The following is a 23,103-nucleotide window of genomic DNA, read 5'->3' as shown; positions in this document are numbered from 1 at the left end:
GGAGTAACGAAAGTGAAAATAGTATTTCATTTCTTTTCTATCTTTATTTTTTTACTCTTATTGTCAGCATGTACAGTAGACACTAGTACAGGTAATTTATATAAGCAATCACAACCTCTAGAGGTTGACATGATCTTACCTAAAAGTACTTCGCTGAATAAAGAACAAGTTATAAAAATTCAACTGACGCAAGAAGGTAAAAAAGTAGATGATGCAGCTGCTATCCAGTTTGAAATATGGAAAAAAGAGACCCATGAAGATCATGAAGTGGTAAAAGCCAAACATGAGGGGAACGGAATTTATTTTGCAGAAAAAACGTTTAACGAAGACGGCTTATATTATATTAAAGCAGATGTTAGGGCTCGTGATTTACACGTTATGCCTACTAAACAAGTAATTGTCGGAAATCCCTCTGAAGAAGAATTAAATGCATTGCAGCAAAAAACGGAACATCCTCATGGAGACCATAACCATCATTAATTACTCATTTTACTAAAGCGAACAGAAATCTAAATTCCTGTAGTGAAGAACAAGGCTTTCTATGGTAAACAATAGACAAAATTTATCTCTGCTAAAATATTAGCCAGTTCCCTGATCAATATCCTTCATCATTTTTCCATAAAATATAGTTGAACAAGGTGAAATATTCTTAATTTGTAAGGTCCAAGAGGCCAGAAGGGTTGCTCTTTACCTGTTTTTAGTTTAAAAATAGACAAAATATGCCTCTACATTAGGTGTGTTTTCCAAGCCTTTTAATCACAATTAAAAGGCTTGGTGGAAAATAACTTATTCAACTTTAGATTCTATTTCACCTAGATGAGTAAATGAGGCAGAAATTTTATCGCCTTTTTGAATCTCAATAGCAGACGATAAAGCTCCCGAAAGAATGACTTCTCCTGATTTCAAGCTTACATTATACTCACCAAGTTTGTTAGCCAACCATGCGACACAAGCCGCTGGATCCCCAAGTACATGACCATTTTTGAACAACTGCATCCGGATCTGTTTTAGATCTACTTGCTTAGGGTCTACTTTCGTCTCTCCTATCATAAACGAACCAGAGGGAGCGTTATCTGCAATCGTGTCCGCATTATTTGGAGTCTGCAATCTCTTTCCTCCTTCAAACAATCTGAATATTTATTTTACTGGTTGACGAAAAAATCTATTAAAACTTTATTAAAAGCATCGACCTGTTCCCATTGCGGCCAATGTCCAGCGTTTTCAATCACTGTCAGCTTACTTCCAGGAATCATCTCTTGAATAGGTTTTGCTGCTTCCACAGTTGAAGTAGGATCATGATCAGTCCAGGCCAACAATGTTGGAGTTTGGATTTTATTACACCAAGACGGATGCCAAATATATTTATTGCGAGCTTCTGGATCCTGCAGATAAACAATATTATAAACTGCTTTTTGATACTCTGGCTGTGTATAGATTTTATAACGGACTTCAATGAGTTCTTCTGTTACTTAGCTTTTATCATACATCAGCCACTCCAAACGCTTCTTAACATTTTCATAATTTGCTTCTACAACAGCTTTTATCGTGGATTCTTTTAGGCTAGCCATTATTTTAGGATCGTTATTTACGTTTCCAGGAGTATTTAAGACCATGGACCTTACATACTGGATGTTCAGCGGCAAACCATGCGGCTACCCAGCCACCGAGGGATTCCCCAAGAAAACTTTTGATAAGTCTAATGCTTTTATTACATCCAGTAAATGGTCGCTATAAAAAATCAATTCCATAAGGGCGGTCCGGCTTTTCCGTATATCCATGTCCAACCATATCAATACAGATTACCCAAAAATGTTTACTTAACTCTTTTATATTGCGTCCGTACGCGGAGTCGAAGGCTATAATTACGTTAAATCCAGCAGAGCCTCCCATTTTAATGAGAAACACCATCCATGTACAGACAGAAGAATCTGCTGAAACATTAAAAGAAGATATTTTAGTCTATGCTACAGGTGGTGCAGAGCTATTTCCTCTTCTTGCAGGTTCACAGAGGGAACCAAATAAGGTCCGACAGCAGCAGGAGTCAAGTCAATCGCCTTCTTCCCTAAATCCCTTAAAATTGGAGCGTTATAAGCATGAGCCTTTGCTGAAGCAGCTTCGTATACAATTTCTGTTAATTCTGGTGCCTCTAACAGTCCGTCAATTCCGTTATAAATTGGTTTAAGCCCGTACTCCTTTGCTAGTGCCAAGCCTTTAGAATTACGGTCAATCCCAATCATAGCCGTTAATTCAAGCTTATCGCTCCTAAGGAGTTTAAGCATTAGTATCGGTGCCTATATTACCCGACCCAATGATGGCACATTTAATTTTCTGTTTAGACATGTTCATCTCTCCCTGTATTTAAAGTCTTACCTTCAAAGCAATATTCACATGCTTCTTGTAAATAGTAATTAAGAGCTGCTATGCTTCAGTAATTTTCCCTGTTACTAGAAATTCAGCAATCTCCGTATGATGATCAATTATTTCCCGCTTCATGAGTTTCTAACAAGGATTCTACTGTCGTAAAGGAAATTAATATCTACAATGTTAAATCTCTTCTGCTTCTAGATTTTGTTGAGAAAATTTTTGTTGTTCGCGCTTTCATTTTTTCCTATATATATAACTTAATAAATAACTGGCATTTCTTCTAGAACACAAAGTGTTTATGATTTTAAAAAAAGTAAACACAAACTGTTCAAATCAAAAAAATTTGACAATAAAAAATGACCTCTTCTAAAGGCCAGTACAGTATTTGGAAGTTTCTATAGGATGATGCAGTGGTTTACCAATATAACCTCTCATTTCAAGCAACTTTTTAAGAGAATAGAATGTGTTCAAGCAAGTCATTTCAATATTCAACTAGCTATATTCTTCTGTTCCATGCTATAAAACGTTATATTTATTGTCCAAAATCGTGCTCTTTACTTTAATAAAGATAAAGCTCTTTTTTAAAGAACTAGGACATTGGTTTAATAGATTTAATCTTTACTATATCTTGTTATATCCATTGACAATGTGTCTGCAGCAAACCTTCTAACCCGTTTGAGTGCCTAATAGATATAGCGGCAGAATTGAAACCGATCCGCCACAATAATGGGCTTGTCCAGCGCTTTCCGGACGGCAGACTTAAAGGCGCAACTCATATCCATAGCCACTTTTTCGACCTTGTACCCTTTTCTTCTTAAGTAATGCTTAACCGTAGAAACGGAACGATTCTGCAGGGTATAAAACGTTTCCCCAGTTTCACCATTGGCAATGATCACTTGGTACTTGCCTCCCCTCGTATCTCCTTTATCTTTTTCTTGTTTATGGACAATACAAGTTTAAAAGATAAAAGAACTTGTGTGTATTTTTTATGCCTAATGTGTACTAAAAAAACTCCTCATAGGTCATTTTATTAACCTATGAGAAGGTTCTTGCTACAATTATTACTTAGATAAGAAATGATGCGAGCATCCAATTTTGTTTCTCTAGGTTTGTTTTAATATTATTTTCTCTTGTTAATTTTTATATCCGTGCTTGCAATTAGCAGCAATTTTAGCGCCAATAACCGCATTGTGCTTTACAAGTCCGATGTTTGCCTTGAGGCTTTTTCCTTCAGTTAGAGTTTTGATTTTGTCTAAAATAAACGGTGTTGCCTCTTTTCCTAAAATATTATTTTCTTCAGCTTCCTTCACTGCATTATCAATAATGGAGCTAATATACGTTTCATCCATTGCATCTTTTTCCGGGATTGGATTGGCAACTACCACACCGCCACTTAAACCGATTTTCTGTTTCGTATCAATAAAATTTGCGATTTCTTCAGGTGAATCCAGACGGTAATCCACCTTGAAAGGACTCGTTCTTGTATAAAAAGCTGGTAATATATCCGTGTTATGACCAATTACCGGTACACCATTTGTTTCAAGATATTCAAGTGTCAGGCCTAAATCTAAAATGGACTTAACACCTGCACAGACTACAGCTACATTAGTTTTCGCAAGCTCCTCGAGGTCAGCAGAAATATCCATCGTTTTCTGTGCACCGCGATGAACGCCGCCAATCCCTCCTGTTGCGAAAACTTTAATATCCGCCATACTTGCACAAATCATTGTTCCTGCAACCGTTGTTGCCCCATGTTTTTTTGCTGAAATGACGTACGGTAAATCTCTTCGGCTCACCTTCTCTACTTTATTACTTTGACCTAAAAATTCAATTTCATCCTCTGTCAAACCTATTTTTATTTCACCATTTATTATTGCAATTGTTGCGGGGACTGCACCATTGTCACGGATAAGTTCTTCCACATCCAATGCCGTCTCAACATTTTGCGGGTAGGGCATACCATGTGAAATAATTGTCGATTCAAGCGCTACAATAGGCTTATTTTTTTGTATAGCGTCCCTCAATTCCTCTGAGAATACAAGAACATCTTCTTTGAAATTCATTTTTCCGTTTCCTCCTCGGTAAAAAATCGATTATATGTTTCATCCAACAAATCCACATGAAGCTTTGTATTAACTGTTTCTTTCGTTTGCAAAGTGATCATTGAGCACGCCATACCTAACTTACATGCCTTTTTAAATGAAGTACCTTTGTTCATACCGTATAAAAATCCTGAAACAAACGAATCGCCTGCCCCTGTTACATCCACTACATTCGTTTTCGATGCGGGAATTATTCCTTGATCCCCTCGTTCGGTTTTATAAAAAATTCCGTTCTTCCCATGGGTAATAATTACGTTTTTGACACCACAGTCCATCATTCGGTCACTGGCTCCCTGTAAATCATCAGATGCTGACCCTGTTAGCGCCATTGCTTCATCAACATTGACTATAAACCAGGTGACCCCATTTAGAACTTCAGGTAGTTTTTTTACCTTAGGTGAAGAAACTGGAGCGATGCAAAGCGGGATTTTCTCCTGATGACAATGTTCAATCACTGTTTTTAGGACATCATCAGGGAAATTTGTATCAAGTAAAACAATAGACGAGGAAGCTATATGGTTCCACCGCTTATCAATAAATTCGTGACCCACTGTATCACATATTTCCATATCAGATAGTGCGATGAGCATCTCTCCTTTGTCGTTCAATACCGCAGTGTACGTACCGGTATTCATTTGTGGTATCCTCATCGTTTGACTTAGATTTACATATGGATTGGTCGTCTCAAGCAGCCATTCACCTTCTTGATCATTACCGACCACTGTTAACAGTGAAGTATAAATGTCAAGGCGCCCAAGGTTTTCAGCGATATTCCTTGCGACACCGCCACATGCCTGAGAAACAGTCACCGGATTCGATGTACCATATTGTATAGAACTCTTTAATTTTGACTTGCGATCAACGTTCGCCCCTCCAATACAAGTAATACGACCACTTTCTGGTAACACATAAGCCCTTCCAATAATCTTCCCCTGTTTTGTTAAGGAGGAGATGTACCCTGCCACGGCGGACCTTGACAGTTGAAGTGCGTCTGCTAGTTCATTTTGAGAAATATATGGATTTTTTCTTATCAATTCTAATATTAATTGTTCTTTTTTATTCATAAGCATCGCCTCAACACATAACTACTTAACTTTTGTTCATATAATAAACATATGTTTATTATAAGTCAAATTGATTTAACTTAGTGAATACCAAACAAATAAAAGGAGGGATTTCATAATTTCGAGAACGTACTCTAAAGTATCCTATTCTACCTGGGTATATATATTAGTATTAGTGAGCCTTATCATTACCAACTTTGGTTTGAACACCATATTAGATTTTGCATCTCCAATATTTCTACTGACTGCTCTATCCTATTGTGATCACACCAAGCGGTCTCGTCTTTCTAAATAAGTGGATTTTAGGCAGTCTGTTTATGCAGGAGCTGTTACAGGGGCTGGTATTATGGGATTTTTTGATGGCCTAATTGAAAATTGGATAGATGCCTGGGATAGATCTGGCTGTCTTAAATTATCTTTGTGTTTAATCTAAAAACTACCTAAAAATATGAAACCTCCATTATCCAACTCAGCTATTCTGGTGAAGTTTTCAACATAATAAGGGAATACTCCCCCTTATATATCAAATAGAGATAGGAGAGTACTCCCTTGGTCAACATATATTCAATAAAAGTTTTTATGATGGCATCAAATAAACTTATTCGATTTAACTTAAGAGCGGCCACTCTTGTTAGTTAGAAGGTTGCCCTAGATATAACAAACTACTTTCTTTTTATTATTTTTCTTTCCTTTCTTGAAATTATTTATCTTAAAATGCTTCATATTATTATTCTTCTTTTTCTTTTTCTTGAAATTATTTTTTCCAAAATGTTTCATATTATTGTTATTCTTCTTTTTATTAAACTTTCTATGTTTTTGCAGCAATCAACAAAACATTGCTTTTTATTATTTTTCTTCCTCTTCTTTTTCCTAAGATTCTTCTTTTTCATATCATTGTTCTTTTTATTAAACTTTTTGTGCTTTTTGCAGATGAAAACAAAGTTACTTGACATACAGTATCACCTCCTTACTTAGTACATTATGTTAATAGTTTCAAATGGTAAGGGATGTTATCTTAACGTTTTTACCTATTTTTAAACCGTACTGCGGATCCGTTACGATGAAGGATGTAACAAAAAAAAGCTCCAGCAATCTGGAGTCTTTTTCTGTGAATAACATAGATGCTGTTTCCCATTTTTTGAACAGAAAAGCATGGGGTATTTATTTAAAATAATAGATTGGTGTCGTATTACGGTGATTAGGTAAATAACCAAGGAATTTGCCGTCGGGGCTGTTCTTTTTTATGATGTTTCTCTCCAAACCTCTCTTTGTATTCTTCTCTTTGATATAATTTATCCATTTCATTAACCATTTTTTCAAATTGGTTTTTATTTAATTTTCCTTCTGCGTACATCATACAAGCATAAGCATAGGCAAGAGCTGATGTATCAATGTTTACTGTTACATCAACATCTGAATTACCGCTTTTATTCACACGTGATATACTATTAACCAACTGGTCTTCTTTCATTCATATACCTCCTCATAGAAAAAGAAGGGACATTAGGTCCCTTTTAAAAGTTACGTCTTTTACGGCCGTCATCATTTTTTTGATCTTGGTCTTGGGATTGTTTCTGGTGTGCATCAGCATCTGCCAAAGCTCGGTTACGGCTTTTAGAGAAAGATTCAGCGTCTACATGAACATCTACATTCGCATTACCGCTTTTTTCGATACTAGCTTTTGCTTCATTCCTATTTAAATTTTTATCTTTTAAGAAATTATCATTATCATTTCGATTTCTTACATTTATAAAATCATCATCTTTTCTATCACGGAAATCACTCAATGAATTCACCTCCCTTTCTATATTACTTTATGTATTTTTATCCGAAGCAGTATGGGCAAGCCTCTTTTTATCATTATATTCAAACATATAACTTTAAAGACAGAAGAGAATCTACTATTGTAAATTCGGCAGGAGTATATTTAAAAACAGATAGAAAGACTCGGTTTGCCGCCAAATCCAATGGCGGAAGTCGTAGTTTTGCTTATACTTTGATCCATTAACAAAGTTAAATTATTCCTAAAGTATAAAAAAGGACAAAGAGATCACACCCCTTTGTCCGTACGTATTCTTCTCTCATATCTCGATTCTTGTACTTCTTTTTTTGCTTCTTCGTTCAATTCTTTTTCTTCTTCTTCTTTGTATTGCCATAAGCTAATATAGATTTCTAACAGGCTTTCTTCGGGAAGGCTATCGATGAGTGAGTGGAGTTCTTCTCGAAGTGATGATGACATTAACATGCGCTCCTTCTTTCCAAATTCTTAGTAAATGACTCCCCCTTTACCTGTTTTTCGCAGCAATTTTTCATTTCCCCATAAGATAGAATTCCCCTTTTTATCCATGTTCCCTTTCCCTTGTTTATAGGGAATTTAAACAATTGTTATATAAATTGTTACATACGTCTTAGATTTATCCAATAGGAAGAACGACCTAAGCCATACTTTCCTTAAATCAAAACTTCTTACAGCCTGCCCTCTTTCTTATTTAAAATTAAAATATAGAGTAAAGAACAGCGGCCAATATCATAGCAATCATAGGAAGGATTACACTTACTAGAAAGATAGGTTTATACCAACGCCTATGTGTTTCACCACAGATTGCGCGTACGGTTGTCACTACATAACCGTTATGCGGCAAGACCCCCGGAAGCAGAACCTGTAAGACCGCATATGATCGTAACGCCAAGAGATAACCCTAATAATGCCGGGCCTGGTATGTTGACTAATGAATCAATAAAAGCTTGAAAGGAAGAAACTTGGGCAACCAGCTTCGAAATGATAGAAAGTTCTCCGACTTGCCAAAGTTTTTGCTTAGTACGGTTGTTATATTTCCCAACAGAGAAAAAAGTCAGGTAAGAATACAACCTGACTTTAATAAGTTTATTTTGATTTTTTATGTTTAAGAAATGTTTTGCTGTAGGAATAAAGCGAAAGTTAGTATTATTCGTAGTAAGGATAGTCCATTTGTTTTTTTATTTTCAGTGCTGCCTCGCTTCCGGAGAAGAATTCGCATGCATAAAGACCGAGATCAACAGAAGCAGCAACACCACCCCCAGTAATAATGTTACCGTCTTTTACTATTCGATCCTCTTTCACTTGGTTTGTATATGATTTTAAAAGTTCATACGCGTTAGGATGTGTAGTTGCTGCTTTTTCTTTTAAGAAGCCCGCAGCGCCCAGAAGCAAAGCCCCCGTGCAAACTGACAATTTATACGGAACGTTTTCTGCTGTTTTTAACCATTCAATAAATTCCTCATCATTTCTCAGCCTTCTCGTTCCCATGCCTCCAGGGATAAAAATTAGATCATACTCGGAAAGATCCGGTCCCAGCTTATTTATTTTGAAGGTTATACCTCGATCATCTGTTATTTCCTCATTTAATGCGCAAAGATCCCAACTTAAGTCGCTTTTATAATTCATCGTTTTTAGTCTGGTAAAACCATCATAAAATCCAATGAAATCTAAAGACGTTAATTGATCAAATAGAATAAATGCTGCTTTCATTTTCAAACACCTTCCTTATTGGTTCATTATTCTTTTTACATACGAATCCTGTCTATTAGTACGACGATAAGACTGCTGGAACCTTCTTCTCATCTTAATAGTTCTCCTTTATTCTTGCTTTGTAAAGGCGAGTGTTTCGAAGTTGTCCATGTCGTCATAGACACTCCTATTAATGCAAATGCACCGCCAATAATAGACAAAATAGCTGGAACCTCACCAAGCCATAGCCATGAAATGAAGATGGCTAAAACTGGGGTTAAGTATAGTGAACTTGTAGCTTCAGATGCCCCGTGTTTGGATGTGGCATACGCAATCGCAAAATAAGGAATCACTGTAGGCAGCAACCCTAAATAGATAACAGTAAGCGTACTTTCAGGCGATGATTGTTGGACAGCTGTCCATAACCCTGGAGAAAACAACAGCATGAACAGCGTACCAGATAAGATCGTATAGGTGGTAAACGGCAAGAAGCCATATTTTTGTAAATACGGTACTTGAAAAACAAAATAGATGCTTTCTCCTAAAGCTCCTATTAATATGAAGAGTGCACCAATCTCAAAATGGATTTCTCCACCTGCCCCTAACGATATAAGAGCAACCCCAAGGAAAGCAGTAATCGAACCAATCCACCCTGTTTGATGAAACCTTTCTTTTAAAAAGAATGCGGCTAATAAGGCAGACAATATCGGAGTTGTCGATACAATCAAACTGGCCGCTCCTGCATCTACGGTTCGTTCTCCGACACTTAATAAAGTATGATAAACCGTAAAGCCGAAAAAACCGAAAAGTAAAATCACAGGAATATCTCTTTTATCAGGCCATCTCATTTTGACGACCACCGCAAAAATTAACAATCCTAGAGAACCAATGAGCATACGTAATAAAGCGAGATGAAAAGGGCCGTATGATTCTAAGCCAACTCGAATACCCGGAAAGGCAGACGCCCATAGAAAGACAGCCAAGCTATAAGCAAACATAACGTTGTGACGCAATTTCCTTCTTCCTTTCACCATAAATATTGATATAATTTATGGTAAATAAAAAAGCTGCGAATAGCTCCAACCAATTCTCATTTTTTAAAACCAACCAATCGAAGGGGTACACTATGGGTCATAGAACACAAAAACCGAAACATATTATCATACAAGAATCTATAAAAGAGAAAATCCAAAATGGAGAATGGCCTCCGGGAAGCCGGCTCCCTTCCCAGCGAGCACTGGCTGCTGCATTCAAAGTGAACCGCAGTACCATTATTGCAGCATTAGATGAATTAAAAGCACAAGGAGTAGTAGAAGGGAAAGTGGGAAGCTCCACAAAAGTCGTTTTAAATGCGTGGCAGTCGATGGCTGCAAGTACACCTGCCTGGAATGAACAAGTTCGATGGTCAATACATCCATCCAATGATCTCTTGGTTCAAAAAATAAACCAAGCAGAAACAGAACATTCCTTTTTGCCGCTTAGTAAAGGAGAGATGGGGTCGGAATTTCATCCTGCAAACGCACTTGGTGAGGTTTTTAAAAAAGCTGGTAACCAAATAGGTTATTTCGGATACGGCGATGGAAGAGGAAATTATTCATTACGAAAAGCGGTTAGCGACTATCTTGCTAGCCGTGGAATTACAGCTGGTCCGGACTCCATATTAATTGTTTCGGGATCATTACAAGCACTTCAGCTGATTTCTTTAGGCGTACTCCAGCCTGACTCTACCGTTTTTTTAGAACAGCCATCTTATTTATATTCACTTCCTGTGTTTCGGTCAGCCGGCATGCATCTGCAGGGAATTGAAATGGACGAATCCGGGCTTCAAACAAAACTTCTAGAAGAGCAGCCTTGGAGAAAAAATAAATCTATACTATATACAAACCCGACCTTTCATAATCCAACCGGGACAACTATGACATTAGGTAGAAGAAAAGCTTTACTCTGCACCTGTAATGAATTTCATCTGCCTGTTATTGAAGATGATATATATCATGATCTTTGGCTCGAAACACCTCCGCCGCCTGCTCTTAAAGCGTTAGATACACAAGGACACGTGCTGCATATCGGCAGTTTTTCTAAAACGGTGGACCCAGGCCTTAGAATTGGCTGGATGACAGGCCCAGAGGATGTCGTAAAACGACTGGCAGATATTCGAATGCAAATGGATTACGGCACAAGCGCTGTGTCCCAGGTTATAGCCGAACACCTGCTTACGTCGGGACTGTACGAGGAGCATATGCATCAAATCCGTCACAAACTGCTTCAAAAAAGAAACTATTTATTAGACCTATTACACCAAAACTTTAAAGAAGAAGCATATTGGGAAATTCCAGAAGGCGGGTTCTTCATTTATGTTCACTTCTACTCCATTGAATCAAAAAAGTTGTTTGCTGCCGCTTTTAAACAAGGTGTGCTTATTAACCCAGGATCTATATATCACGATGAAAAAAGTACGTCCGTTCGTTTTTCCTTTGCCTACCCGAGCTGCGCTCAAATGGAAAACGGAATAAAAATAATAAAAGACATTATAAATCATTTAAAAGAGACACGGATGAAAGGATAGAGCTTGTTTCGATTTACGAAGAATAGGACACTGCGCTTCAATCAATACTTCTGCTGCTTGATGAAGTGTCCTGTTCGCAGATTTATTCTAAATTCTCAACAAAAAAATTAAAATGGCCCAACCATCTTATGAAAGATGATTGGACCGCGGCACTTCCCTTTTATTTTTTCAAAAGTAAAACATACCTTATAGATTTTATTGGTACAGTGCGTCCCCTTCTTTTAAACTATTTCTATATAAATTACTGATCACTACCAAACAACCGGCCGTGAAAACAGCGAGTAAAAGAAAGCCTAAACCATATCCTCCGGTAAATCCTTTTATTACTCCTAGCGCAACCGGAGGAAAGAATCCGCCTACCCCGCCGATAGCACTGACTATTCCTGTTACCGCACCTGTATTATTAGGAGAAACTTCTGGAACAAGCTTAAATACAGCTCCGTTTCCAGCTCCAAGTAAAGCGGCCATGACTGCACAGCTTATCCCGAAAAAGGTGAATGTTCCTTCGGTGATTGTCATAGCACACGCGCAAATGACAATTCCAATGAAGAGCCATCTTAATACTCTTAGCGGTTTAAATTTATCGCCAAGGTATCCACCTAATGGTCGGATACATGTGGCTACTACCACAAATCCGGCAACGATCAACCCTGCGTGAACTGCTGAAAATTGATATGTTTCTTGTAAAATAGCCGGCAAATACAAGCTGAAAGCGATAAATCCACCGAATGTTAGAAAATAAAACAGCGATAACACCCATGTTTGTTTATGTTTAACGACAGATAAGGAATGTTTCAACGTTTTTACTTCTTTTGGTTTAGGTAATTCTTTTGTACCCATCCAAAAAATGAGTCCCATAACCCCTATCGCAATGGCTAAAATCCAAAATACCCAGCTTAGACCTAAATAGGTATACATAGAAGGTACAGTAAAACTTGCTACCGCTGTCCCGAGGTTTCCCATCCCCGTAATCCCAAGAGCCAGCCCTTGCTTTTCTGGCGGGAACCATCTCGTAACATAAGTAACGGCAATCGCAAAAGTAGTGCCTGCCATACCGATTAAGAATGTCAAAAATAAGAGGAGCGAATATGAATGTACAAATCCTGCCGCTGTCATAGGAAATACCAAAGCTAACATCGTAAGGGTGTATATTTTTCTTCCTCCAAAGCGATCGGTTAAAATCCCCATCGGAACCCGCATAATTGACCCCAGCACAACAGGCGTGACAACAAGAAGGCTTTTTTCTATTTCACTTAACTGATATATTTTTTGTAAATCTGTAGCTATTGGTGCAATGACAGACCATACAGCAAATGAAATGATCATTGCTAATGTAGATAGAACTAATGCCGAAGTTTGACCTTGAACTTTTTTCTCTGTCATAACTCTCCCACTCCCTAGCAAAATAAAATCCTCTCTTTGCTTTCATTGTTGCAAAAAGCAGGAAGAAAAAAATGTTTTTTGACAGAAAAGTTAACACCCTTTTTTCGCTAAAGAAAAAGTTCAAGGAATAGAAAAAGCGGACAAAGAAAAATCTCGTTTGTCCGCTTCTCCATGCTTATATGGATTTTTTTTATAGTACTTTTTGGATAAAAGACTGCAGTGCAGTTACATCGGTTATGTTTTTATTGCACTCATCACTATCCTTACATATATACTGCCCGATAGACCGGTAGTAATCAGGATTACCGGTTGATGTTTCATCTGTTCGTATGCTTACAAGGTGAACAGGAGTTAATTCATTGCAGAAATAGCAGTAGTTCCTTTGTGTTGGAGGAGTATATCTCCCTTCAATACCCACTAATTTCCCGTCAAATTCATATACTATATATTTTTTACGTTGGCCAGGGTCATTCCAGCCAAGATAGGTAAGATAGGAAAAATCGGTGTTCTCTAAATTAGGAAGCTGTATTTTTTTATTGTTTGGAAACAGCTGCTTAATCTGTGTGTGATCAACAGCGGGAAATGGCTTTACATATGGATAAATAGATCCGATAAATGCTTCAACTTCAATGCTTGTTTTCACGTCAGAAAGCGGATCGATTACTTCTGCTTCTTCATTTTTCAATTCAGAAAAAGCTTGTTTCACTTGATCAGCTGCTTGTCCTTTGACAACCTGAAGAACACCTGCATCCTCTATATCATGAAAACAGTACTGAATATGGCGGCCTTTGTTTTTAATAACATTTAAATGATGGTTTTGAATGAAAGGTTTCGTCATATATTCGACTCCTCCCTTTTCGTTTCTAAATTTTTTCCCTTTTTCAAGAGCTTTCAATACATTGATTTATAAGCTTTTTAGAAGTAAGCTTTAAGACCAGGTAGTAATATCCATTGACGTGTATAGCGAGCCAGTGTACGCTTAATGAGTCGAAAACGTTTTTATGGAAATGAATTTCGACCCTTTTTTATAAAACGTCATGAAGGGAGCATCCTCGTGAATGAACTCGAGAAATTTGCGGTATATGCAAAACATGTAAAGAAACATTTACCGAAAGAAGCATTTAAACCTGCACCTGCCCGCCTGCTTGGCGGTTTAGCATATTTGATTGTTGTTGCTATTTGTTTTTTGATGATTGGGCTGTTTAACATCCACCCGCTCGTTAATATTATTTTTTCCTTTATCATTGGAGCAAGTTTTGCAGCACTAGGATTTTTAGGACACGAAATCCTGCACGGAACGGTAATTCGAAAAGCGTGGCTACGTGATATTTTAGGTGCTATAGCTTTTTGGCCTTTAAGTGTCAGTCCCAAAATCTGGCGCAAGTGGCACAATTTAACCCACCACGTTCATACACAGCACGATGAACATGACCCGGATGCATGGCCTACACTCGAGAAAATTTCAAAAATGAAAGTATTTCGTTCCGTGTACCGCCTCCCGCTGTCTGTCCGAGCTTTTTTTGCCTTTGCTTCTTTAAGCATTCAGTTTACTGCGCATTCACTAAAAATGTTAGTGATATATATTAAAGAGTTTAAACCGAAAAAACAACCTGAAGTGCTTTTGCAAACCGTGGTCCCATGGGCAAGCTGGATTGGATTATCGTTTATTATGGGTTTTGAAAAGTGGATCTTTGCCTTTTTCATTCCACTATTAATTGCCAACTTTATTGTTATGGCATATATTTCGACAAATCACCGGCTGAATCCTTTAGTTCCAGTCAACGATCCTTTAGCCAATAGCTTAACGGTCACGGTACCAAAATGGGTTGATGTACTCCATTTTAATTTTTCTTACCACACGGAGCATCATTTATTTCCAGGCATGAGCTCAAAATATTATCCGCTTGTAAAAGAACAAATCAAAAAAATGTGGCCGGATCGTTATCATGAAATGCCTATGAGTGAGGCCTTAAAAGCCCTTTGGAAAACACCGCGTGTTTATTTTGACCAAAATCAGCTCGTTGATCCTCATACCAGCAAATCTTACGGATCCTTAGGACACGGACTGAACCCTAAAAGAATCAGAACCAAAAAATTTAGTAGAAAAAATTAATAAAAGCAAAGAAACGGACAAGCGGGTCATTCTTCCCGATTGTCCGTTTTTATTTGCTAGTTTGTTTAACTAAGCCTTTTCTGTGGCAATAGGAATGAAAAGAATATTTTTTGAAAAAATAAAGAAGATAATAGCTCAACCACAAGAGAGGAGGGGATCATTTGGAACACGCGAAAGCATTAGCATTTAAAGGAATAATGACACTCGTTGGCCTTTTTCTTATTCTTACCATCGGTTTCGGGGTTGCATTTTGGAAAGTTCTTCTTTTAACAGTCGTTATTGGTGCCGTTTCTTATCCAGGAGATCTGTTTATTATGCCAAAAATTAAAAACATGCCTGCCGTTATAGCTGATTTTGTACTTGCATTTCTTATTATTTGGTTTGTCGGCATGGCTGTCTTTGAGCCAGGCACACCAGCAGCATTAGCAGCTTTTATTTCTGCAGCAGTTTTAGCGTATGGAGAATATTATTTTCATTTTTTTCTGGCAACGCATGTCCTTCCTGCGAACAATAAACTTCGTATGGATACTCAATAAACAGGTTTTAAAAAGACACTGATCTGGGAATCAGCATGAATGAAATACCTGTATGAAAAAGGAGGTATCATTGATGCACAAAAAAATTGTCGGCGGTGTTTTTAAAGATCAAGTAGATGCTGTTAACGCCATCGATGCTTTAAAAGCGGAAGGTTATAAGACAGAAGACATATCGGTTTTCTCTAAAAATCAAAATGACCTTGACGCGCTAGAAAACAAAACAGGTACCACGTCAGTAGATGACAGCACCAAAACCGGAAAAAGCAAAAGTGTTGGTAAAGGTGCCGGATTAGGTGCAGGAAGCGGCAGCGTACTAGGCGCAGTTGTTGGTTTAAGCTTATTAGCTATACCTGGGATTGGACCTATAGCAGGGGCTGGACCAATTGCTTCTGCATTAGCCGGAGCCGGCGTTGGCGCTGGGGGCGGCGGTCTTGTCGGAGCATTTGTTGGTGCCGGCATTCCAGAAGAACACGCGAAAGACTATGAGGATTATTTAAAAAACAACCACATTCTCGTTTTGGTCGAAGCCGATGAAGAAAAACAAAATACGGTATATAATACGTTTTCCTCCCATCAGACTCAAAATACCCATATGTATCCCCATGCATACAGCGGCGGCACGAAAAGCAAATTTTAATAAACAGCAAGACTTGTCCTTTTGAACTACCCCCACCTACGCTTATGCTAAGAGGTGGGGGATTCCTAAGTACAGAAACCTAATGGCTTCTAATTTATTAGGCTATCCCCGCAGTCCCTCCGGTTAATCGCAATGCTTCCTTGCGAAGATTGATACTTGCGTTCCTATCTCTATCGTGCTGGGTATGACATGTAGGACATTCCCACTCACGTAAAGCGAGGTGTTTAACGTCTTTATTTTTGTAACCACTTGAACACAATTGACTGGAAGGAAAATTTTTCGCAACAGCTACTACCTGTTTTCCATACCACGTTATTATAAGACATTGGCACTCAAAAGGGAACGTACATTCTCTTTTCTATTTGAAATATTTTGGCTTTCTTAACAAGGAGACGGAGGGGATAGTCGGACAATAGAGATAGCTAAAGCCATCTCTTGTCCGAAGGCGTTTCATCTCCCACTTATTCGCTAACGCTCCTTGAAGCGGGAGTCTTCTCGCCTAATAACGGTAAAAAAGGATGAGTCTTTTTTTATTTTTTAAGAAGTTTAATTTTATTTAAAGAATTATAAGTAAAACTACGGCTTTCGCTATAAGGTTCGGCGGCAGCCGAGTTTTTCTACGTTTTTTATTAATGAAATTTTTACATATTTTCCTCCAATAGAAGGTTGGCAAAATTATTTGTCTCTTTTAATAGAAACAACCTATTTATTTGCACCTATTTATAGGTTACATAATTGAAATCATTCGTTTATTTCAATGTAGTTATTATAACTTTTGAACCATATTCCATGTTTAGGTAAGTTTTTACATTAAATATACTATTAATCAACATTCCTCTAGTAGCTTTTAATGTAGAGGCTGCTTCAGTGCTGGCACTCTAAAATCTATTTAGATTTAGGAGGAATTCTTGTCGTGGACAAAAACATGAATCGCCGTGATTTTATTAAAGCAGGAGGGATGAGTACACTTGCTGTTACGTTGGGATCAACTGGCCTATTTACTTTGGGGGGCAAACAAACGGCATTTGCTAAATCCAGCATCGCTTCTACTGCTGGCTATGGACCGCTTGTGAAAGACCCCGGCGGCATTTTAGATCTTCCAAAAGGGTTTCAATATCGAATTATTTCTGAAGAAGGCGGAAAACTTTCTGATGGTCGTCCTATTCCAGCAATGTTTGATGGAATGGCAGCTTTTCCAGGAAAACAAAATTCAACCGTTCTCATCCGAAATCATGAACTAAGCGGGAACACCTCCTACCCTGTAGAAGGAAAAAATCCATACAACAAAAATGAAACTGGCGGTACCACAGCTCTTGTTGTCGGACCAAATCGTGAACTCGAAGATGAATATATCACTTCTGCCGGAACTATCCGTAACTGTGCAGGCGGTGCTACGCCATGGGGAACATGGCTTACCTGTGAAGAAACATTAAACCGCGGTCATGGATATGTATTTGAAGTAGATCCGGATGATCCAGAAGGAAATATTTCTAAAACACCAATTAGAGATATGGGTGCTTTTTCTCATGAAGCTACAGCAACGGACCCGGAAACAGGAATTGTTTACTTAACCGAAGATTCGAGCCCAAGTTTCTTTTATCGTTTTATTCCAAATGACCGAAGCCAGAAAGTTGGTGCACTTCAAAAAGGCGGTACTCTTCAGGCAGCTGCGCTTGAAGAAAGTTCCTCTACTTCTGCTGGAAACTTTGACAGCGGCCAGAACTTTTCAATTGTTTGGAAAGATGTTGACCCGGAAAAACCTAGCGATGACGCGATCGCAAAAGACTGTATTCAGTTCAGCCGTTTAGAAGGTGCTTATTTTGCTGGCGGCGTGTTCTGGTTTGATGACACTTCTGCAGGTGATAAAAACCTTGGACGAGTATACCGCTATATTCCTGCTACCAACACACTCGAACTTTTTTATGAATCCACTGATTCAAACGATTTAGAAATGCCGGATAACATCTGTATTACGCCATGGGGAGACCTGTGGATTGCTGAAGATGGAGGCGGAGTCGATCGAATCGTTGGTTTGACACCAGAAGGTGAGGCATATACTTTCGCAGAAAATCGCTTAAACAATTCTGAACTTGCTGGGCCAACTTTCTCGACTAACGGTCAAACTTTCTTTGTGAACATTCAAAGCCCTGGGATTACATTTGCAATTTGGGGACCGTTTGCACGTAAAAATTCCGGACGCCAGCGTCAAATGGGACATGCTGCTCCTCCTGCTGCTTATGCACCACAAGTAGATGATAAACTGGTTGAATTTGCGGAACGCAAAGGAATGTCCACACTCGAAGCAGCAGCGTTCCACCGTCACGGCATGCCTATTTTATAAAAAGAAGCAAAGGAGGTTTAACAGATGCTGCAAAATATCGGTATCCCAGGATTAATTCTTGTTCTTGTAATTGCGTTAATTATTTTCGGACCCTCCAAACTCCCAGAAATCGGACGAGCTTTCGGAAGTACATTAAAAGAATTTAAAAAAGCAACCAATGATCTTGTAAATGGCGACGAGCAAGAAAAAGAAAAGAAATTAGATAGAAATTTGCAAGCAGTAGATAAATCGGAGGAAAAGACAGGAAGCTGATGCGATCAAAGATGTAGGCAGGTGTATTGCTTGCTTACATCTTTGCATTTTTCATGAAAGGAGTTTACATAGAATGAATAGTGAAATGAATATTGTCGATCACCTTAGTGAACTTCGGAAAAGAATCATCATTACACTGCTCGCTTTTATTTTTTCTTTTGTTGTCTCGTTTGTATTCGTTAAAGATATATATCAATATCTCGTAAAAGATCTTGATGATAAACTTGCTCTTCTCGGCCCAGGAGATATTCTTTGGGTATACATGATGATTGCAGGAACTTCGGCTATTGCAGTGACCTTTCCAATTGCTGCACTGCAAGTGTGGAAATTTGTACAGCCTGCTTTAACAAAAGTCGAACAAAAAGCAACTCTCGCTTTTATCCCAGCTTTGTTTCTTTTGTTTCTTGTCGGCATTTCATTTGGCTATTTTGTGTTATTCCCATTAGTTATTTCCTTTTTAGAAGGGCTTGCAGGCAGTGATTTTGAAACGTATTTCACTGTCGAGAAATACTTTACATTTATGCTTCACCTCACACTACCGTTTGGATTTTTATTCGAAATGCCAGCCGTCATTATGTTTTTAACAAGACTCGGTATTATTGATCCATATAAACTGACGAAAGCAAGAAAATTTTCCTATTTTGGTCTCATCGTTCTCTCGGTCCTTATCACACCGCCTGATTTTATATCTGATGTGCTTGTTATTATTCCGCTGCTTGGATTGTATGAGGTAAGTATTACGGTAAGTAAAATGGTTTATCGGAAAAAAATACACACGGAAGTTTCTTAGAAAAGTGAGCAGTCCCAAAAGACGAGGGACCGCTCTCTTCCTTGTGTAACATGTGTACCGAACATACCCTTTTTGGTGATTTAGCCATAGAGGTGAGAAGAAAATGATAAAGAGCCATATCAGGTCGAACGGTTTACTAAACCACCTGACGATCCCAGTGACGATGCGCTGCAATGGCGGCTGTAAAATCTTTCGTGAAGGTTGTCAAATCCTCTCCAGTTACTACACCCGGAGTATTTGTGATGCCTGCTTCTACTAGCAATTCCTTTCCACTGTGTGTTGCCCCAATTGGTTTATAATGAGCGAAAGCTTCTTTTACAAAGTACAAGGCGTCCGGCGTAAATGCACTGCTTTCGTCTTTACCGCCGCTGACAACATATATAGCATCAAACAATACAGACTCACCGGTTAAGAAGGTATGGTCTACTTCTAACTCGGAGCCGTTGTCTGCTTTACGGGCGTTCAATGTATCACTTACTATTTCCGGATTGATCCCTTCGGCTTTCAATCTTGCAAGAACTCCATTAACTTCTTCACCATTAAAATGATCGCCGATAATCACACCAACTTTACGTGTATCTGGCTTTTTCTTTGTATTTTCCTGGCTCAGTGCAGGAGACGATTTGGTGACATCCGAACCTCCTTGTTGAGGAGGAGCAGCTCCGATGGCTTCTGCAAATCCTCTGGTTAAATCCAGGCTTACGTTCGCAAACATATCAACGACTTGCTGCTGAACAGATTTACTTTTTACTTTTCCAAGTTCAAAACTAAATGCTTCGATAATATGCTGCTTTTCGGGCTCACTCATGCTGTTCCAGAACATCGCTGCTTGAGAGAAATGGTCTTTAAAGCTTTCACTTCTAGCCCTGACTTTGCGTCCTTCTATTTTTTCCTGGTAATGAGTATAACCGCCTTCTGACTCAGCAGCAGGTTCTGGGGTGTTGCCAGCTAGAGAGTTTTTATGATAGCTTACTTGACCGGTGTTTATTGTTTGACGCATATACCCATCTCGCTGATTGTTATGGAACGGACAAACCGGACGGTTGATCGGTAATTCGTGAAAGTTCGGACCGCCAAGACGGATCAATTGGGTATCGGTATAGGAAAATAAACGGACTTGAAGCAGCGGATCATTGGTAAAATCAATACCTGGTACAACATGACCAGGATGAAAGGCTACTTGTTCATTTTCTGCAAAAACGTTATCCACATTTCTATTCAATGTCAGTTTTCCTATTATTTTTACAGGTACATCTTCTTCCGGCCATATTTTTGTAGGGTCAAGGATATCAAAATCGAACATAAATTCATCATCTTCTTTTATGACTTGGACGCCTAATTCAAATTCAGGATAATCCCCATTATCGATGGCTTCCGCTAAATCGTGCCGGTGAAAGTCTGCATCTTTTCCTGATAATTTTTGAGCTTCATCCCATACTAGAGAATGGGTTCCAAGAGCAGGCTTCCAATGAAATTTAACGAAATGAGCTTGTCCCTTATCGTTGACAAGACGGAAAGTATGAACGCCAAATCCCTCCATCATACGAAAGCTTCGCGGAATTGCCCGATCAGACATCGCCCACATTACCATATGAGCAGATTCTTGGTTATTCGCTATAAAATCCCAAAAGGTATCATGAGCAGTAGCAGCTTGTGGCATGCCATCGTGTGGTTCCGGTTTTAATGCATGCACTAAATCCGGAAACTTCATGGCATCTTGTATAAAAAATACAGGTATGTTGTTTCCGACTAAATCAAAGTTTCCTTCATCCGTATAAAATTTTGTAGCAAATCCTCGAACATCACGAACGGTTTCCGAAGAACCTTTAGAGCCTGCGACGGTAGAATAACGTACAAACACAGGAGTTTTTTTCGATGGATCGTTTAAAAAATCGGCCTTCGTGTACTCTTTCATTGACTCATACACTTGAAATTCCCCATGAGCAGAATATCCCCGTGCGTGCACAATTCTCTCTGGTATTCGTTCATGGTCAAAATGAGTCATTTTTTCGCGAAAATGAAAATCTTCCATTAGTGTCGGTCCGCGTTCGCCTGCTTTCAGCGAAAATTCATCTTTTGACACTTTTAAACCTTGATTAGTCGTCAATTTTTTATCTTTATCATTTGTTTTATATTTTTCCAACTGCTCTTGTTTCCTATTTTTCGACTCATTATACGGCTCTCTCACTTATAGTTCCTCCTTTTGACAATATATAATAAACATTTCCTTTTATGCTCGTACCCGCGCTCATTTTTAAATAAACTGTTTTCAAATCATTTTATTTTGGAACACGAAACAAAGTTGGTAAAATAATATTGGCTTTAAATTTTTAATAGAAAGAAGATGAAACAATGTCTGAACATAAGCAACTAAGTGATATAAAGCTATCTGTCCTTGACCTATCTCCTATCCTAAAAGAAGGAACTGTCTCAGACTCTTATAAAAATACACTTGAGCTTGCACAGCATGCAGAAAAGTGGGGATACCATCGCTATTGGATGGCTGAACATCATAATATCCCTTTTATTGGGAGTTCTGCGACATCAGTTCTTATCGGACACGTGGCAGGGGGAACCTCAAAAATTCGGGTGGGTTCAGGAGGAATAATGCTCCCAAATCATTCCCCTCTTATCATCGCAGAGCAATTTGGAACTTTAGAAACACTCTATCCAGGACGTATTGACCTTGGCCTTGGACGCGCCCCAGGTACCGATCAATTAACAGCCCATGCTTTAAGACGTCACACTGGCAGCGACGGTCATGATTTTCCACAGCTTTTAGATGAGCTGCGCAGCTATTTTTCTAATGCAAACGGAAAACGTGTACGAGCTATCCCCGGACAGGGATTAAACGTTCCGATCTGGCTTCTTGGTTCAAGCGGTTTTAGCGCACAGCTCGCTGGTCAACTTGGACTGCCTTTTGCTTTTGCCAGTCATTTTTCACCTGACAATACCCTGCCTGCACTTGACTTGTACCGCCGCTCCTTCCAGCCGTCCGATGTGCTTGAAGAGCCATATGCAATGGTCGGGTTAAATGTTGTTGCAGCTGAAACGGATGATGAAGCAGAGTATCTTGGAACTACTATTCAGCAGCAATTTTTAAACCTTGTCCGCAACACAGAATTACCGCTGCAGCCGCCCGTTGAAAATATCGATAACTTTGTTACAGAACATGAAAAAATACTTTTGCAGCAGCAGCTTGGTTCTTCTATATTTGGCGGCACAGCAACTGTTAAGAAGAAAATGCAGGAATTTCTAGATGAGACACAAGCAGATGAAATCATGGTCAATGCTCAAATTTACGACCATGAAAAACGTCTTCGCTCCTTCGAAACTGTCTCTGAAATTGCGATAAATTAATAACAAAGGATCGGCAGAAATATACATCTCAGCCGACCCTTTTTGTATATTCACTAAGATCGCTAATGTTGTCATTTAGTTTAAATCCTGTAAAATATAATTTATCTA

Annotated in this window: 23 protein-coding genes and 2 pseudogenes; 10 read left to right on the top strand and 15 right to left on the bottom strand. The window is 38.7% G+C overall.

Translation table 11 applies throughout. The annotated features are described in order from the left end of the window. Positions 1–12: 12 nt before the first annotated feature. On the top strand, positions 13–480 hold the full coding sequence (locus CEF16_RS20635) for a FixH family protein (protein ID WP_245917944.1): 468 nt from the start codon (positions 13–15) through the stop codon (positions 478–480). Positions 481–786: 306 nt separating this feature from the next. Here CEF16_RS20635 and CEF16_RS20630 read toward each other — a convergent pair whose 3' ends face one another. The 6 genes and pseudogenes from CEF16_RS20630 to CEF16_RS20605 all read right to left on the bottom strand — a co-directional run bounded on the left by CEF16_RS20630 (position 787) and on the right by CEF16_RS20605 (position 5,530). Next, positions 787–1,107, bottom strand: a complete 321-nt coding sequence (locus CEF16_RS20630; protein ID WP_091587578.1) for a fumarylacetoacetate hydrolase family protein — start codon at positions 1,105–1,107, stop codon at positions 787–789. 35 nt (positions 1,108–1,142) lie between these two features. Then, positions 1,143–1,313 carry an alpha/beta fold hydrolase gene (locus CEF16_RS23960; RefSeq protein WP_245917943.1) on the bottom strand — a complete coding sequence of 57 codons (171 nt, stop codon included), beginning with the start codon at positions 1,311–1,313 and terminating at the stop codon, positions 1,143–1,145. 651 nt (positions 1,314–1,964) lie between these two features. Beyond that, complete coding sequence (locus tag CEF16_RS20620) at positions 1,965–2,279, bottom strand: hypothetical protein (RefSeq protein WP_342750508.1); 315 nt, start codon at positions 2,277–2,279, stop codon at positions 1,965–1,967. Positions 2,280–3,050: 771 nt separating this feature from the next. Next, a pseudogene (locus CEF16_RS20615) lies at positions 3,051–3,290 on the bottom strand (transposase); the annotation flags it as partial. Between the two features lie 207 nt (positions 3,291–3,497). Beyond that, positions 3,498–4,427: a pseudouridine-5'-phosphate glycosidase gene (locus tag CEF16_RS20610; RefSeq protein WP_091587582.1), complete on the bottom strand. Its 930-nt coding sequence runs from the start codon at positions 4,425–4,427 to the stop codon at positions 3,498–3,500. Beyond that, the gene (locus tag CEF16_RS20605; protein WP_091587584.1) at positions 4,424–5,530 is read right to left on the bottom strand and encodes a carbohydrate kinase; all 1,107 of its coding nucleotides are present in this window, start codon (positions 5,528–5,530) and stop codon (positions 4,424–4,426) included. The genes CEF16_RS20610 and CEF16_RS20605 overlap by 4 nt, the downstream gene beginning before the upstream one ends. A gap of 115 nt (positions 5,531–5,645) precedes the next feature. Here CEF16_RS20605 and CEF16_RS25445 point away from each other — a divergent pair, with 115 nt between their 5' ends. Continuing rightward, positions 5,646–5,825, top strand: a complete 180-nt coding sequence (locus CEF16_RS25445) for a branched-chain amino acid transport system II carrier protein (protein ID WP_139186008.1) — start codon at positions 5,646–5,648, stop codon at positions 5,823–5,825. Positions 5,826–6,728: 903 nt separating this feature from the next. On the opposite strand, the gene CEF16_RS20595 is transcribed toward CEF16_RS25445, so the two are convergent. From CEF16_RS20595 to CEF16_RS20565, 5 genes are all read right to left on the bottom strand, one after another. Continuing rightward, positions 6,729–7,001 carry a hypothetical protein gene (locus tag CEF16_RS20595; RefSeq protein WP_091587587.1) on the bottom strand — a complete coding sequence of 91 codons (273 nt, stop codon included), beginning with the start codon at positions 6,999–7,001 and terminating at the stop codon, positions 6,729–6,731. Positions 7,002–7,044: 43 nt separating this feature from the next. Then, the gene (locus CEF16_RS20590) at positions 7,045–7,317 is read right to left on the bottom strand and encodes a hypothetical protein (RefSeq protein WP_091587589.1); all 273 of its coding nucleotides are present in this window, start codon (positions 7,315–7,317) and stop codon (positions 7,045–7,047) included. Between the two features lie 263 nt (positions 7,318–7,580). Beyond that, a complete protein-coding gene (locus tag CEF16_RS20580) occupies positions 7,581–7,769 on the bottom strand; it encodes a hypothetical protein (protein WP_091587592.1) in 189 nt (62 codons plus the stop codon). A gap of 705 nt (positions 7,770–8,474) precedes the next feature. Further along, entirely contained in the window at positions 8,475–9,038 is a 564-nt protein-coding gene (locus tag CEF16_RS20570) for a DJ-1/PfpI family protein (protein ID WP_091587594.1), read from the bottom strand. Positions 9,039–9,127: 89 nt separating this feature from the next. After that, a complete protein-coding gene (locus tag CEF16_RS20565) occupies positions 9,128–10,030 on the bottom strand; it encodes a DMT family transporter (RefSeq protein WP_245917942.1) in 903 nt (300 codons plus the stop codon). Between the two features lie 113 nt (positions 10,031–10,143). On the opposite strand from CEF16_RS20565, the gene CEF16_RS20560 reads away from it, so the two are divergent. After that, on the top strand, positions 10,144–11,583 hold the full coding sequence (locus tag CEF16_RS20560; RefSeq protein WP_091587597.1) for an aminotransferase-like domain-containing protein: 1,440 nt from the start codon (positions 10,144–10,146) through the stop codon (positions 11,581–11,583). A gap of 195 nt (positions 11,584–11,778) precedes the next feature. Here the strand turns inward: CEF16_RS20560 and CEF16_RS20555 are convergent, their stop codons facing one another. Both CEF16_RS20555 and CEF16_RS20550 read right to left on the bottom strand, forming a co-directional pair. Next, the gene (locus CEF16_RS20555; protein WP_091587599.1) at positions 11,779–12,966 is read right to left on the bottom strand and encodes an MFS transporter; all 1,188 of its coding nucleotides are present in this window, start codon (positions 12,964–12,966) and stop codon (positions 11,779–11,781) included. A gap of 190 nt (positions 12,967–13,156) precedes the next feature. Next, a complete protein-coding gene (locus CEF16_RS20550) occupies positions 13,157–13,804 on the bottom strand; it encodes a FusB/FusC family EF-G-binding protein (protein ID WP_091587600.1) in 648 nt (215 codons plus the stop codon). Positions 13,805–14,020: 216 nt separating this feature from the next. Here CEF16_RS20550 and desB point away from each other — a divergent pair, with 216 nt between their 5' ends. From desB to CEF16_RS20535, 3 genes are all read left to right on the top strand, one after another. Continuing rightward, positions 14,021–15,079 (top strand): Delta(10) desaturase DesB, encoded by a 1,059-nt coding sequence (gene desB, locus CEF16_RS20545; RefSeq protein ID WP_245917941.1) that lies wholly within the window; start codon positions 14,021–14,023, stop codon positions 15,077–15,079. Positions 15,080–15,240: 161 nt separating this feature from the next. After that, positions 15,241–15,615 carry a DUF2512 family protein gene (locus CEF16_RS20540; protein ID WP_091587603.1) on the top strand — a complete coding sequence of 125 codons (375 nt, stop codon included), beginning with the start codon at positions 15,241–15,243 and terminating at the stop codon, positions 15,613–15,615. Positions 15,616–15,688: 73 nt separating this feature from the next. Next, positions 15,689–16,252 carry a general stress protein gene (locus tag CEF16_RS20535; RefSeq protein WP_091587605.1) on the top strand — a complete coding sequence of 188 codons (564 nt, stop codon included), beginning with the start codon at positions 15,689–15,691 and terminating at the stop codon, positions 16,250–16,252. A 97-nt stretch (positions 16,253–16,349) separates the two neighbouring features. On the opposite strand, the pseudogene CEF16_RS20530 reads toward CEF16_RS20535, so the two are convergent. Then, a pseudogene (locus CEF16_RS20530) lies at positions 16,350–16,562 on the bottom strand (zinc ribbon domain-containing protein); the annotation flags it as partial. A 603-nt stretch (positions 16,563–17,165) separates the two neighbouring features. On the opposite strand from CEF16_RS20530, the gene CEF16_RS20525 reads away from it, so the two are divergent. The 3 genes from CEF16_RS20525 (at position 17,166) to tatC (ending at position 19,635) form a co-directional block, all read left to right on the top strand. Next, positions 17,166–18,593, top strand: a complete 1,428-nt coding sequence (locus CEF16_RS20525; protein ID WP_245917940.1) for an alkaline phosphatase PhoX — start codon at positions 17,166–17,168, stop codon at positions 18,591–18,593. 24 nt (positions 18,594–18,617) lie between these two features. Then, positions 18,618–18,845, top strand: a complete 228-nt coding sequence (locus CEF16_RS20520) for a twin-arginine translocase TatA/TatE family subunit (protein WP_091587608.1) — start codon at positions 18,618–18,620, stop codon at positions 18,843–18,845. Between the two features lie 73 nt (positions 18,846–18,918). Continuing rightward, the gene (gene tatC / locus CEF16_RS20515; RefSeq protein ID WP_091587610.1) at positions 18,919–19,635 is read left to right on the top strand and encodes a twin-arginine translocase subunit TatC; all 717 of its coding nucleotides are present in this window, start codon (positions 18,919–18,921) and stop codon (positions 19,633–19,635) included. A gap of 136 nt (positions 19,636–19,771) precedes the next feature. On the opposite strand, the gene CEF16_RS20510 is transcribed toward tatC, so the two are convergent. Continuing rightward, the gene (locus tag CEF16_RS20510; protein WP_091587611.1) at positions 19,772–21,823 is read right to left on the bottom strand and encodes a catalase; all 2,052 of its coding nucleotides are present in this window, start codon (positions 21,821–21,823) and stop codon (positions 19,772–19,774) included. A gap of 164 nt (positions 21,824–21,987) precedes the next feature. Here CEF16_RS20510 and CEF16_RS20505 point away from each other — a divergent pair, with 164 nt between their 5' ends. Beyond that, positions 21,988–22,995, top strand: coding sequence for an LLM class flavin-dependent oxidoreductase (locus CEF16_RS20505; RefSeq protein WP_091587613.1), 1,008 nt, complete (start codon positions 21,988–21,990; stop codon positions 22,993–22,995). The last annotated feature ends 108 nt before the right edge of the window (positions 22,996–23,103 follow it).

It is taken from the genome of Alteribacillus bidgolensis, from assembly GCF_002886255.1.
GTDB classification, from domain to species: Bacteria; Bacillota; Bacilli; order Bacillales; family Marinococcaceae; genus Alteribacillus; species Alteribacillus bidgolensis.
The sequence above is the reverse complement of the archived record's forward strand: the minus strand, read 5'-3'. Positions and strand labels throughout refer to the sequence as shown.